This window comes from Actinocatenispora comari (genome assembly GCF_017312725.1).
GTDB classification, from domain to species: domain Bacteria; phylum Actinomycetota; class Actinomycetes; order Mycobacteriales; family Micromonosporaceae; genus Actinocatenispora; species Actinocatenispora comari.
Window position 1 is genome coordinate 23,797 of the sequence record NZ_BOPO01000033.1, and the last position, 12,578, is coordinate 36,374.

At 71.9% G+C, this 12,578-nt stretch carries 14 protein-coding genes; 2 read left to right on the plus strand and 12 right to left on the minus strand.

Features of this window, described 5'->3' with window-relative positions; all coding sequences use genetic code 11:
• Positions 1-27: 27 nt before the first annotated feature.
• Genes ehuA through ehuB form a run of 4 tightly spaced genes read right to left on the minus strand, consistent with a single transcriptional unit; the run spans position 28 to position 3,186 of the window.
• Positions 28-864: an ectoine/hydroxyectoine ABC transporter ATP-binding protein EhuA gene (gene ehuA / locus NUM_RS10880; protein WP_308440563.1), complete on the minus strand. Its 837-nt coding sequence runs from the start codon at positions 862-864 to the stop codon at positions 28-30.
• Positions 854-1,501: an ectoine/hydroxyectoine ABC transporter permease subunit EhuD gene (gene ehuD, locus NUM_RS10885; RefSeq protein ID WP_225918491.1), complete on the minus strand. Its 648-nt coding sequence runs from the start codon at positions 1,499-1,501 to the stop codon at positions 854-856. The genes ehuA and ehuD overlap by 11 nt, the downstream gene beginning before the upstream one ends.
• The gene (gene ehuC / locus NUM_RS10890; protein ID WP_207124675.1) at positions 1,498-2,247 is read right to left on the minus strand and encodes an ectoine/hydroxyectoine ABC transporter permease subunit EhuC; all 750 of its coding nucleotides are present in this window, start codon (positions 2,245-2,247) and stop codon (positions 1,498-1,500) included. Before ehuC ends, ehuD begins: the two co-directional genes overlap by 4 nt.
• A 27-nt stretch (positions 2,248-2,274) precedes the next feature.
• Positions 2,275-3,186, minus strand: coding sequence for an ectoine/hydroxyectoine ABC transporter substrate-binding protein EhuB (gene ehuB / locus NUM_RS10895; protein WP_207124676.1), 912 nt, complete (start codon positions 3,184-3,186; stop codon positions 2,275-2,277).
• Between the two features lie 420 nt (positions 3,187-3,606).
• Between ehuB and NUM_RS10900 the strand changes: the two genes are divergently transcribed.
• Positions 3,607-4,302, plus strand: a complete 696-nt coding sequence (locus tag NUM_RS10900) for a GntR family transcriptional regulator (RefSeq protein ID WP_207124677.1) — start codon at positions 3,607-3,609, stop codon at positions 4,300-4,302.
• 33 nt (positions 4,303-4,335) lie between these two features.
• Here the strand turns inward: NUM_RS10900 and NUM_RS10905 are convergent, their stop codons facing one another.
• Entirely contained in the window at positions 4,336-5,574 is a 1,239-nt protein-coding gene (locus tag NUM_RS10905; protein WP_207124678.1) for an MFS transporter, read from the minus strand.
• 253 nt (positions 5,575-5,827) lie between these two features.
• Between NUM_RS10905 and NUM_RS10910 the strand changes: the two genes are divergently transcribed.
• Complete coding sequence (locus NUM_RS10910; RefSeq protein WP_225918492.1) at positions 5,828-6,517, plus strand: SanA/YdcF family protein; 690 nt, start codon at positions 5,828-5,830, stop codon at positions 6,515-6,517.
• 319 nt (positions 6,518-6,836) lie between these two features.
• Here the strand turns inward: NUM_RS10910 and NUM_RS10915 are convergent, their stop codons facing one another.
• From NUM_RS10915 to NUM_RS10945, 7 genes are all read right to left on the minus strand, one after another.
• Positions 6,837-7,316 carry a GNAT family N-acetyltransferase gene (locus NUM_RS10915; RefSeq protein WP_207124679.1) on the minus strand — a complete coding sequence of 160 codons (480 nt, stop codon included), beginning with the start codon at positions 7,314-7,316 and terminating at the stop codon, positions 6,837-6,839.
• A gap of 75 nt (positions 7,317-7,391) precedes the next feature.
• Positions 7,392-7,760, minus strand: a complete 369-nt coding sequence (locus NUM_RS10920; protein ID WP_207124680.1) for a VOC family protein — start codon at positions 7,758-7,760, stop codon at positions 7,392-7,394.
• A gap of 78 nt (positions 7,761-7,838) precedes the next feature.
• Positions 7,839-8,849 (minus strand): ABC transporter ATP-binding protein, encoded by a 1,011-nt coding sequence (locus tag NUM_RS10925; protein ID WP_207124720.1) that lies wholly within the window; start codon positions 8,847-8,849, stop codon positions 7,839-7,841.
• Between the two features lie 5 nt (positions 8,850-8,854).
• A complete protein-coding gene (locus NUM_RS10930; protein ID WP_207124681.1) occupies positions 8,855-9,820 on the minus strand; it encodes an ABC transporter ATP-binding protein in 966 nt (321 codons plus the stop codon).
• A gap of 5 nt (positions 9,821-9,825) precedes the next feature.
• Positions 9,826-10,722, minus strand: coding sequence for an ABC transporter permease (locus NUM_RS10935; RefSeq protein WP_207124682.1), 897 nt, complete (start codon positions 10,720-10,722; stop codon positions 9,826-9,828).
• On the minus strand, positions 10,719-11,651 hold the full coding sequence (locus NUM_RS10940) for an ABC transporter permease (protein WP_207124683.1): 933 nt from the start codon (positions 11,649-11,651) through the stop codon (positions 10,719-10,721). Before NUM_RS10940 ends, NUM_RS10935 begins: the two co-directional genes overlap by 4 nt.
• Positions 11,651-12,415 (minus strand): helix-turn-helix domain-containing protein, encoded by a 765-nt coding sequence (locus tag NUM_RS10945; protein ID WP_207124684.1) that lies wholly within the window; start codon positions 12,413-12,415, stop codon positions 11,651-11,653. Before NUM_RS10945 ends, NUM_RS10940 begins: the two co-directional genes overlap by 1 nt.
• Between the last annotated feature and the right edge of the window lie 163 nt (positions 12,416-12,578).

A 12,578-nucleotide genomic window follows, 5' to 3' on the forward strand; every position in this document is an offset into this window, starting at 1 on the left:
CGAAGGGCCCGGCGGCGGTGGGTGCGGTCAGCGCTCCTCGAGTACGGCGCGGAGGAACGTCTGGGTGCGCTCGTGCTCCGGGTTGGAGAAGATCTTGTCCGGCTGACCTTCCTCGACGATGCGACCCTTGTCGAACATCAGGATCCGGTTCGACACGTCCCGGGCAAACTGCATCTCGTGCGTGACGATCAGCATCGTGATGGTCGTCGACTGGGCGATGTCGCGCAGCACGTTGAGCACGTCGGCGACGAGCTCCGGGTCGAGCGCCGAGGTGACCTCGTCGAGCAGCAGCACGTCGGGCTGCATGGCGAGCGCCCGGGCGATCGCCACCCGCTGCTGCTGACCGCCGGACAGCGAGGTCGGGTGCTGGTTGATCCGGTCGCCGAGCCCGACCAGGTCGAGCAGCTGCTTGGCCCGGTCGACCGCCTCCTCCTTCGACAGCCCGAGCACGTGAATCGGCGCCTCGGTGACGTTGTCCAGCACCTTCATGTTCGGGAACAGGTTGAACTGCTGGAAGACCATGCCGATCTTCTTGCGCACGGTGCGCAGGTAGCGCTCGTTCGCCGGGACGAGCTGGCTGCCGCGCTTCATGTGCGACAGCGGCTGGCCCTCGACGTACACGACGCCGCCGTTGACCTTCTCCAGCGTCATCAGCAGCCGCAGGATGGTGGTCTTGCCGGACCCGGACGGGCCGATCAGCGTGACCCGCTCGCCCTGCGCGACCGAGAAGTCGAGGTGGTCGAGCACGATGTTGCTGCCGAACCGCTTGACCACCTGCTCGAACAGCACCATCGGCGTACCCTCGGGCAGCTTCGGTGCACTGTCCACAGCGGACAGATCGGGGATGTGGGGTTCAGTGGCCAAGGCGCTTCTCCAACCTTCGTACCAGCAGCGACGTGGGATAGCTCGCGATCAGGAAGATCGCCGCCGCCAACGTGAACACCTCCAGGTAGCGGAAGTGGTCCGAGCCGTACTCCTGCGCCTGGAAGACCATCTCGTGCACGGTGATCACCGCGAGGAACGGGGTGTCCTTGAACATCGAGATGATGTAGTTGCCCAGTGCCGGGAGGACGTTGCGGACCGCCTGCGGCAGGATGACCGCCTGCCAGGTCCGGCCGCGCGGCATCGACAGCGCGGTCGCCGCCTCCCACTGTCCCTTCGGGACACCGTCGATGCCCGCCCGGTACACCTCGGACATGTAAGTGGCGTAGTGGATGCCGAGCACCGACGCGCCGATCACGAACGGCGACAGCGACGGCAGCAGCACGTACACCGTGAACAGCTGCACCAGCAGCGGGGTGCTGCGGACGAACTCGACGAACGCCCGGACCGGCACCCGCACGAGCCGGGTCGGCGCCCGGCGGGCCATCGCGAGCAGCAGCCCGAGCAGGATCGCGATCACCGAGCCGACCACGGTGGCGAGCAGCGTGACCGCGAAACCCTTGAGCAGCAGCGGAATGACGTCTTCGACGACGGTCCAGTCCCAGATCGACGTGTTCACGCGCCACCCCCGGCGCCGGCTCCGGCGGACCGACCGGTCGGGTCGGCTTCCCGCAGCCGGAACAGGCCACGCAGCCCGCCTCCGCGACCCAGGCGCGCCTTCGCCACCGACTCCAACGCGTTCATCAGCAGGGTGAAGATGTACGCCAGGATGAAGTAGACGACGAGCAGGAACAGGTACGACAGCGCCGTCTGCCCCGTCGCTGCCCGCAGCTGCTGACCCTCGAAGGTCAGGTCGGCGACGGTGATCAGCGACAGCAACGGGGTCGACTTCAACAGCTGGATGAGCAGGTTGTTGAACGGCGGGATCATGCCGATCCAGGCCTGCGGCAGGATCACCAGCCGCATCCGCTGGAACCCGGTCATGTTGAGTGCGACCGCGCCCTCCCACTGCGCCTTCGGCACCGCGTTGATCGCACCGCGCACCACCTCGGCGCCGTACGCGCCGAAGTTGAGGCCGAACGCGATGACCGCGCACAGCAGCGCGCTGCTGATCTGGAAGCCCAGCACCGGAAGCGCGAAGTACAGCCAGAACAGCTGCACGTACAGCGAGGTGCCGCGGAAGAACTCGATGATGGTACGGGCGATGCCGCGGACAACGAGGAAGCGCGACCTGGCCAGCAGGCCGAGGATGAAGGCCAGCACCAACGCGAGGATGGCACCGAGCACCGTGGCCTCGACCGTGACCAGGATCGCCGCACCGATGTTGCCGGCGGAATCGCCGAGCTGTGTGAGAAAGGTTCCCATCTCAGGTCGTCAGTCCCGGCCGGCGGATCAGCCCTTGCACAGCGAGGCTGTGGTCAGGGTCGCCGGCGGCACGTTGACCTTGGTGAAGCCGTACTTGCCGATCAGCGAGGTGTACTGGGTCGGGTCGGAGGTGATCTTCTTCAGCTCCTTGTTGAACGCGTCCCGCAGCGCGGTGTCCGCGGTGCGGAACACGGCACCGCCGGCGCTGCTCTGCGGCTTGCCGTCCAGCTTCGGCTGGAACGACGGGGTGACCTCGACCGGCTTGCCCTTGTTGATGTTCGCCAGCCAGCGCAGCGAGATGTCGGTCAGCGCGAACGCGTCGATCCGGCCGGCCACCAGCGCGTCCAGCCCGTCCTGCTGCTTCGCGAACTCCTTGATGTTGCCGGACTTGACCCCGGCGGCGGTGGAGAAGCTCTTCTCCACCGCGGCCTGCAGCACGCCGACGGTGGCGCCGGCCTTCGCGACCGCGTTCAGGTCGGTCAGGTGCTTCGGGTTGCCCTTCTTCACCAGCAGCGCGGTGGCGCCGACGAACTCGGGCTCGGAGAAGATGACCTCCTTGCACCGCTCCGGCGTGATCGCCATGCCGGCGCTGACCACGTCGAACCGGTTGGCCTTGATGCCCGGGATCAGCGAGTTGAAGTCGGTCAGTACGCCCCGCATCTCCTTGACGCCGAGCTCGCTGAAGATCTTCTTGTGCAGCGTCGGCGCCTCGCCGACGAGCTGGTCGCCCTGCTTGAACCCGTACGGCTGCTCACCGGCGAAACCGATGGTGACGTAGCCCTGCTTCTTGATCTTGTCGAGGGTGTTCTGCTTCGACTCACCGGTACCGGTCTGGGTGCGCGAGCACGCGGCCAGCAGGCCGGGCACGGTGAGCAGCCCGCCACCGACCGCGGCGGAGCGAAGGAGCGTACGACGAGACCACCGACTGTTGTCCGTCACGGACCTCAACCTCCTCAGGCTTCGGACCCGGCGGCCACTCGGTGCCGCGTCGAGGTCCGGGCATGGCGGGCCGGCTCGCGGCCCGGAGTTCGGGCCTGAACGCTAGCACCGCTCGTATGTTTGTTGACATTAGGATCGTCGATAGTCTGCAACATGTTGGCGAACTGCGTTGTACCGTCTCGCCGGGTGAGCGGTCCGGTCCGCCGTGTGAGCTACGGCCAACCGGCCGGGCCGCCCCTGGCGGGGCGTGGGTACCCCAAATAGGGTTCCGGTAATCCGCGGGCGTGTCGCCGGCCAGCCATGACCAGACCAGGGAGGTGCGTAGCAGTGGCGAATTCTTCACATCGCCCTATTCGCCCCGCAACGCCGCTTCGGTCGGCCCGCGCGCAGAAGATCACCCCGGTACCCCGCGAGTCCACTGTGGATCTGATTGCCGGCCGGTTGCGGCAGGCCATCTTCGAGGGCACCCTGCCGGCCGGCGCCCCGCTCGGTGAGGCCGAGTTGGCAGAACAGCTCGGCGTCAGCCGCGGCCCGCTGCGCGAGGCCGCGCAGCGGCTGGTGCAGGAACGGCTGCTCACCACCACCCGGCGGCGCGGACTCGCTGTCATCAGTATGGACGCTGCCACGGTCGCCGACGTCTATCTCGGCCGTACCGCCGTCGAATGCGCGGCGTGTCGGGTCGTGTTGCGCGACAACCTCGTCGACCGCACCGTGCGCACCCTGACCAGGGTGCACCAGCGGATGGTCCGGGCGAACAAGCGACGCGACGCGCACGCCGTCGGCGACACCGACATCGAGTTCCACCAGGCGCTCGTCGACGCCGCCGGCAGCCCGCGGCTGTCCGCCAGCATCGCCACCCTGCTGATCGAGACCCGGCTGTGCACGTACTCGCTGGACCGCCAGTTCCGGGTCCGCGCCGACATGCCGGACTCGCACGCCGAGATCATCGACGCGATCGCGGCCCGGGACGAACCGGCGCTGCTCGCCGTCGTCGAGCGGCACATGGCCGAGGCGGCCCGCCGGCTGACCGCGCCGACCGAGGTCGACACCATCTCCAGCCCGGCACCCGCGGCACCGCGCCCGCTCGACCCGCTGGAACTCCCCCTCGACGACTGACGCGCCGGCGACGCGCGGCCCGCGACCGGAACGTCAGCCGGCGGGCACCGGCACGGGCCGGGCCGCGGCCGGTTCGGGTGTCGTGGGCGTGCGGCCCAGCCGGCGGTACGAGACGGCCGCCAGCAGCAGCGCGAGCAGCCCCGCGGCGACCGGGACGGCGAACGCGCCGCGGAACCCGTACCGGTCGGCGAGGGTACCGGCGAGGCCGGCGCCGAGCGCGACCCCGGCGACGATGCCCGCGGCGAGCAGCGTCAGTACCGTCGCGGTGCGGCCGGCCGGCGCGATCCGTTCGGCCAGCGCGTACACGGTGATCAGGTACGGCGCGACGAGCAGGCCGAGGACCGCCATCGCGGCGACGGCGCCGGCGGGCCCGGAGATCGTCAGCAGCGCGGTGACCGCGACGGCGAGCGCCGCGGCGAACACCAGATACCGTGCGGGGTAACGGAACCGGGCCGGCAACCAGGCGGTGGCGAGGCCGGCGGTGGCGCTGCCGACGCCGAGCACCGCGTAGATCAGCCCGGCCGACCCGGGCCGGCCGATCGAGCCGGCGAGCGCGGTGACGCCGGTCTGGGTGCCGCCGAAGATCGCGCCGAGCGCGGCCATCGCGAGTACCAGCCCGGCCACCGGCAGCCGCGGCAACCGGGCCCGCGGCGTGGCGGACGCGGACGCCGCGACCGGCACCGGTGCGGTCGGGTGCAGCGCGAACGCCAGCCCGGCCAGCACCAGCAGGGCCGCCGCGATCAGCAGCGGCACGGCCGGCGGGAACACCAGCGCGCACAACCCGACCAGCGCCGGGCCGGCCACGAACGACGTCTCGTCGACCGCACCCTCGTACGAGAAGGCGGTCGGCACCAGCTCGCCGCGGGTGCGCAACAGGTGCACCCAGCGGACCCGCATGAACGGCCCGACCTGCGGGGTGGCCAACCCGGCGACCGTGGCGAGCGCGGTGACCAGGGGTGCCGGGCCGTGCAGCAGCGCCGCGACGACCAGCCCGGCGTACCCGGCGGCGTCCATCAGGGCGGCGACCAGCCCGACCGGGCGCTGCCCGTACCGGTCGGCGAGGGCACCGACGGCGGGACCGCCGAACGCGGCGCCGAGGCCGAGGGCGGCGGTCGCGATGCCGGCCGCCGAGTACGACCCGGTGGTGGCGACGAGCAGGGTGAGCACGCCGAGCGGGCCCATCGCGTTGGGCAGGCGGGCGAGGAAGGACAACACCGGCAACCGCGGGCCGGTGGCAGCGAACAGCGCACGATAGGCACCCAGGGCGGGCACTTCGACTCCTCTTCGGGACGATGCGACGAATCCGATCGGCGCGCTAACCCACCCTCAGCGCGCCCGTCGGGTCGATCGACCCGGGCCCTGTGCAGCCTTGATCATACGTCGCTGCGACCGGCGTACTCCCAGGTCAGCGGGCCGTTCTGGGCTGTGATGTCGACCATGCCGGTGCGCTGCACCCACCGGCCGGGTGGCCGGCCCAGGTACCGGCGGGGCGGTCCGCGTTGCCCGGTCCGGGCATAGTGAGGCCATGATGTCGCGACTGCCCGCTCCGCTCCGTCGCTGGCTGCGGCCGCGACGGCTGATCGGGCTCTGCCTCGCCGGGCTGTTGCTGGTCGCCGTGCTGGTCGGCGGTTCGGTCGGCTGGGTGCGGGTCCGCGCGCACGGCCACCTCTACTACTCGGCCGCGTCGGCGCCGACCGCGCCGGTGGCGCTCGTGTTCGGCGCCGAGGTGTACCCGGACGGCGCCCCGTCACCGTTCCTGACCGGCCGGCTGGAGCTGGCCCGCCAGCTGTTCGTGGCCGGCAAGGTGCGCGCCCTGCTCGTCACCGGCGACCACCGGCAGTGGCGGTACGACGAGCCCGACGCGATGCGCGCCTGGCTGGTCGACCACGGGGTGCCGATGGACCGGATCGTCACCGACTACGCCGGCTTCGACTCGTACCAGTCGTGCGCGCGGGCGAAGCGGATCTTCGGCGTGCACAAGGCGCTCGTCGTGTCCCAGGACTTCCACGTCCCGCGGGCCACCGCGCTGTGCCGGTCGGTCGGCATCGACGCCGACGGGGTCGGCGACACCGGACAGCACCACTGGGACGCGTACCCGCGCAACTGGGTCCGGGAGCAGCTCGCCGACGTGAAGGCGATCTACAGCATGGTCGTGCAGCCGGATCCGGAGTTCCTCGGCCGCCGCGAGCACGGCGTCGACCGCGCCGTGCGCTGACCGGCCCCGACCGCGGCCGACAGCACCGACGATCGGGCCGGGCCCGACCGCGGGCGGCAGCACCACCGACGATCGGGCCGACCTTGACCGCGGGCGGCAGCACCACCGACGACCGGCCGGCGCCGGGCCGGGACGAGCGGCACGGCGCCCGAGCAGAGAGGCGCCCCCGGCCGCTGTCGTGGCCGGGGGCGCCTCGCGGCGGGGGAACAAGGTCTGTGTGGGCCGACGCCGCTGTCGACCCGACGAGTAGAACGAGCGCGGCCCGCCGAGGTCGCGCCACTGCGGCAACCATCACAGTGGGGTGGCCGCCCGTTCCTGCTCAGGCACCGTCCACGGGCTTGGTCATCTGCTGCGCGATCACCTTGTACCCGAGGCTCTCGTACAGTCCGATCGCGGTGGTGTTGTCGCCGAACACGTTGAGCCCGATCTCGGCGACCCCGCGGGCGGCCAGCTCCCGCTCGCCGGCCCGCATGATGGCCCGGCCGTACCCGCGGGACCGGGCGTTCGGTGCCACCCACAGCTCGTACACCCAGGCCTGGTGGCGGCGCGCGGACGGCAGCGCCAGCCACAGCATGCCGACCTGCTCGTCCCCGTCGAACGCGGTGAACAGCAGCATCCCGTTGGTCCGCACGCCTTCCGGCAGCAGCAGCATGAACTCGGCCCGGGCCTGCTCGTCGGCGCGTTCCGGGGTGAACTCGCCGGCGCGCACCTTGTCCTGCCCGTAGTCACGCACCGAACGGTCGAGGTACGCGTCGAACTCCGCCTGGGTCATCGGTCGCAACGTCACCCGTGCACTCATCCGCCCATGATGCGCCCCGAAACGTGGCCGGGGCGCCTACTGCGGCTCAGTCTGGGATCCGAGTGCGGCCGCGGCTCACTCCGGGATCTGGGTGCTGAGGCAGAAGGGGTGGCCGGCCGGGTCGAGGAAGACCCGCCACCGGTCGGGCGCCGGCTGCTCGTCGGCCTTGCGCGCGCCCAGCCGTACCGCCTCGGTCTCGGCGGCGTCCAGGTCGGTCACCGCCAGGTCGAGATGGAACTGTTTCGGCGCCGGGCCGGCCGGCCAGGTCGGTGGGGTGTAGTCGTCCACCCGGACGGTGCTCAGCCAGGTGCCGCCGGCGCCGACCGCGCAGAACCGCGGCGACCGGAACGCCACCTCGCCGCCGAGCATCGCCGCCCAGAAGTCGGCCAGCACCTCGGGCTCGGCGCAGTCGATCGCCACCGCACCCAGTCGTCCCACTGCCATCGCTGCTCCCGCCGTCCGCCCGGCCCTCCCGGCCGAGGTGTCCCGTCGAGTCTGCCGTACCGGTCCGACAGCCGCCGGTCAGCCGGCGAAGTGGCAGGCCGCCGGGTGGGTACCGCGGATCGTCAGGGCCGGCGGCTCGATCGCGCACACGTCCTCGGCCCGCGGGCAGCGGGTACGGAACCGGCAACCGGACGGCGGGTTCGCCGGCGACGGGATGTCACCCGCGAGCACGATCGGCTCCGGCGCGGTCTCGCGCCACGGTCGCAGCCGGGGCACCGCCGACAGCAACGCCTGCGTGTACGGGTGGGTCGGCGCGGCGAAGATCTCCGCGGTGGGCGCCTCCTCCACGATCCGGCCGAGGTAGAGCACCGCGACCCGGTCCGCGACGTGCCGCACCACGGACAGGTCGTGCGAGATGAACAGGTACGTCAGGCCGAGGTCGCGTTGCAGGTCACGGAGCAGGTTCAGCACCTGCGCCTGGATCGACACGTCCAGCGCGGACACCGGCTCGTCGCAGATCACCAGCCGGGGCCGCAGCGCGATCGCCCGGGCGATGCCGATCCGTTGCCGCTGCCCGCCGGAGAACTGGTGCGGGTACCGGTCGGCGTGGCCGGGGTCGAGCCCGACCCGCGCCAGCAGTTCGGCGAGTTCGGCCGGCCACCGGTCCCGCGGTACCACGTCGGGGTGGATCTGCCAGGCCTCGGTGACCAGCTGGCGCACGGTGCGGCCGGGGTTGAGCGACGCGTACGGGTCCTGGAAGATCATCTGGATGTCCCGGCGCCGGCGCCGCACCTCGGCCGGTGCCGCCGCGGTCAGGTCGGTCCCGTCGAACGTCACCGATCCGGCCCTCGCCCGGGCCAGGCCGACCACGGTACGGGCCAGGGTCGACTTGCCGGAGCCGGACTCGCCGACGATGCCGAGCGTCTGCCCCGCCGGCAGGTCGAACGAGACCCCGGCGACCGCCTCGATCCGCCCGATCTCCCGGCGCAGCAGCGTCGACCGGATCGGGAAGCTCGTCACCAGGTCCCGCACCGACAGCAACGGCGGCCCGGCCACCGCGGTACCGGACTCGTCCGACGGGGCGGGCATCGGGTTCATCCGCCGACCTCCTGGCTGCGGTGACAGGCACTCGGGTGTCCGTCCACAACGGACAGTGGCGGGCGCTCGGTGCGGCACCGCTCGATCGCGTACCGGCAGCGCGGGTGGAACGCGCAGCCGCCGGGCAGCGACGCGGGATTCGGTGGCTGACCGGAGATCGGTACCAGCCGGTCGACGTCGGCGTCGTCCGGTACCGAGGCGAGCAGCCCCTCGGTGTACGGGTGCCGGCAGTGCTCGTACACCTCGCGGGTCGGGCCGGTCTCCACCACCCGGCCGGCGTACATCAGGACGACCCGGTCGGCGGCGTCGGCGACCACGCCGAGGTCGTGCGTGATCAGCGCCAGCGCCATCCCGTCGGATTCGCGCAACGACGCCAGCAGCCGCATGATCTGCGCCTGTACGGTCACGTCCAGCGCGGTGGTCGGTTCGTCGGCGATCAGCAGCCGCGGCGACATCGCCAGCGCCATCGCGATCATCGCGCGCTGCCGCATCCCGCCGGAGAACTGGTGCGGGTACTCGTCGACCCGCAGCTCCGGCGCCGGGATGCCGACCCGGGTCATCAGCTCGACGGCGCGCTCTCGGGCCGCGGCGCGGCGCATCCCGCGCCGGCGCACCAGCGCCTCGGTGATCTGCCGGCCGACCCGGAACACCGGATTGAGCGACGACAGCGGATCCTGGAAGATCATCGCCAGCTCGTCGCCGCACAGCGCGCGGGTCACCGACACCGGTCGGCCGACCAGTTCGGTGCCGCGGTAGGTGATCGAGCCGGACACCTGCGCGCCGCGCGGCAGCAGCCCCATGACCGCCTGCATGGTGACGCTCTTGCCGCTGCCCGACTCGCCGACGATCGCCACGGTCTCCCCGGGGTACACGTCGAACGAGACGCCGTCCACCGCGGACACCGTGCCGTGCCGGGTGGCGAACCGGACCCGCAGCTCGCGCACTCGCAACAACGGTTCCATGCCGCTCACCTCCCGGCCAGCTTCGGGTCGTACCGGTCCCGCAGCGCGTCACCGAGCACTCCGAACGCGACGACCAGGACGGCCAGCGCGATGCCGGGGATGGCGGAGATCCACCACGCGGTGCTGAGCAGGTCGCGCCCGCCGGCGATGGTGGTACCCCAGCTGGGCGTGGTGGCGGGGGTGCCGAGGCCGAGGAACGACAGCGACGCCTCGGCGAGGATCACGTCGCCGATGTGCAACGCCGCGATCACCAGGAACGGCGCGCGGCAGGACGGCAGCACGCAGGTACGCACGACGTGCCAGGTGCGGGCGCCCAGCACCCGGGTGGCGTCCACGTACTCCCGGTTCTTCGTGGCGAGCGCCTGGCCGCGGGTGACCCGGGCGAACGTGACCCAGCCGGAGATGGACAGCACCACGATCACGTTGCCGACGCTGGGCCCGAGTACCGCGGCGATCAGGATCGCGAGCAGGATGCCGGGGAACGCGAGCTGGATGTCGGCCAGCCGCATCAGGACCGAGTCGAGCCAGCCGCCGAACCAGCCGGCGAGGATGCCGAACACCAGGCCGATCAGCCCGGACAGCAGCAGCGCCGAGATGCCGATGGTCATCGACACCCGCGCGCCCTGCATCATCTTGGCGAGCAGGTCCTGGCCGATCTGGTCGGTACCGAACAGCACCAGGTGGCCCTCGCTGGTGTGCGACAGCGGTGCCAGCAGCCGGTTCCTGGTGTCGACGGCGACCGGGTCGAACCGGAACAGGATCGGCCCGAACGCCGCGCACAGCGCGTAGAACGCCACCACGGCAAGCGATCCGACGATCCGGACGGTACCGGTCCGGCCGCGGCGGCGGGCCGGCGGCGCGGTGGTCTCGATGGTGTCCGCCATCGCGGACGTGGCGGTCACCGCTCCTGCCTCCCTACCGACACGCGGGGGTCGATCAGCCCGTACAGCAGGTCCACGAGCAGGTTGACGACGACGAAGACGGCGGCGATCAGGATGACGCCGGCCTGCACCACGTTGTAGTCGCGGTACCCAATGGAGTCGGCGATCAGCCGCCCGGCGCCGGGCCAGGCGAACACCGTCTCGATCACCACCGTGCCGCCGAGCACGCTGCCCAGGTACAGCCCGATGACCGTGACGACGGGGATCAGCGCGTTGCGGATGGCGTGCGGGAACACCACCACCCGTTCGGACAACCCCTTGGCACGCACCGTGTTCAGGTACGACTCGTGGCTGATCTCCAGCAGGCCGGAGCGGGTCAGCCGGGTGACCATGGCGAGGAAGCCGAGGCCGAGCGTGATCGCCGGCAGGATCACGTTCTGCCAGGAGTGCGCGCCCTCGCTGGGCAGCACCCGCAACTGCCGGGCGAAGATCAGCAGCAGCACCAGACCGGCCCAGAACGTCGGGGTCGACTGGATGACCAGGGTGAACACCGAGATCACCCGGTCGAGGACGGAGTTCGGCCGGGACGCCGCGGCGACCCCGAGGCCGATCCCGACGGTCACCGCGAACACCACCGCGGCGAGCGCGAGCTCGGCGGTGGCCGGCAGCCGCAGCAGGATCTGGCCCATCGCGTCGCCGCCGAGCCGGACCGAGTCGCCGAAGTGCAGCCGCGCCACGTCGAGCAGGTAGTGCCCGTACTGCACGAGCAGCGGCTGGTCGAGCCCCATGCCGTGCCGCAGCCGGGCGACGTCGGCGGGGCTCGCGTCGGGGCCGAGGATCACCAGCGCCGGATCACCCGGTACCACCCGCAGCACCACGAAGACGATGGTGACCGCGCCCCACAGGACGAAGATCGAGTAGGCGAGGCGCCGGATCAGGTAGCCGAGCATCAGGCGCTCGCCCCCGACCGGGCCACCAACCCGGCCGGCGGGGTACGGGTCGGGCGCGAGCCGGCCGGCGCGGGTGCCGGCGGGGCGGCCAGGTGACCCGCCACGCGGCGGGCACAGCCGACGGTGGCGGCCCCGATCCGTTGCCGCGCCACGTGGTCGTGCTCGTCCACGGCCACCTCGACGGCGGCGATCGCGAGCCCGTCCGGGCCGAGTACCGGTGCCGCGACGGCCGCGCCGACGGCGTACCCGCGCGCCCGGATCCGGCCCAGCGACAGCAGCAGCCGGTACCCGTCGACACCGCGCTGCGCGGCGCACCGCTCCGCCTCGGCGCGCGGCCGGAACGCCAGGTACGCCGCGCCCAGCTCGGTGTCGGCCAGCGCCGCGGTACCGCGGGGTGGGGTGACCGCACCACCGCGGGCGTCGACCGACAGCGACCGGACCAGCCCGCCGTACCGGGGCAGCGCGAACCCGGCCGGCCGGCGTACCGCCCGGGCGAGCGCGCCGAGCGCGGCCTGGATGTGCGGCCAGCGCGCGGTGGCTGGGGCGGGCCGGGCGGACTCGGCGAGTTCGTACAGGCCGATGCCGACGGTGTAGCGGTTGTCGTCCACCCGCTGCACCAGGCCGTGCTCGAGGAACGCCGCGAGCATCCGGTGCACGGTGCTCTTGTGCAGGCCGGCGACGGCGGTCAGTTCGGTCAGGGTCATGGGTCGCCCGCGGCGACCGAGCTCGCCCAGCAGCGCGAGCCCGCGAGACAGCGACTGCATCTCCGGTGCCTTCCGTCCGGGGGTGACGGGTGGTGCGGGATGGTCCGTGAACGTTACCGGTAACGTTCACGGTGGCAAGCTAGCCAGCCCTCCAGGGACTGTCAAGAGCCCCGTTGCACATCGCGAAACGCCCTTGTTCTCGCTGGTACCGGCGGGGTCCGCT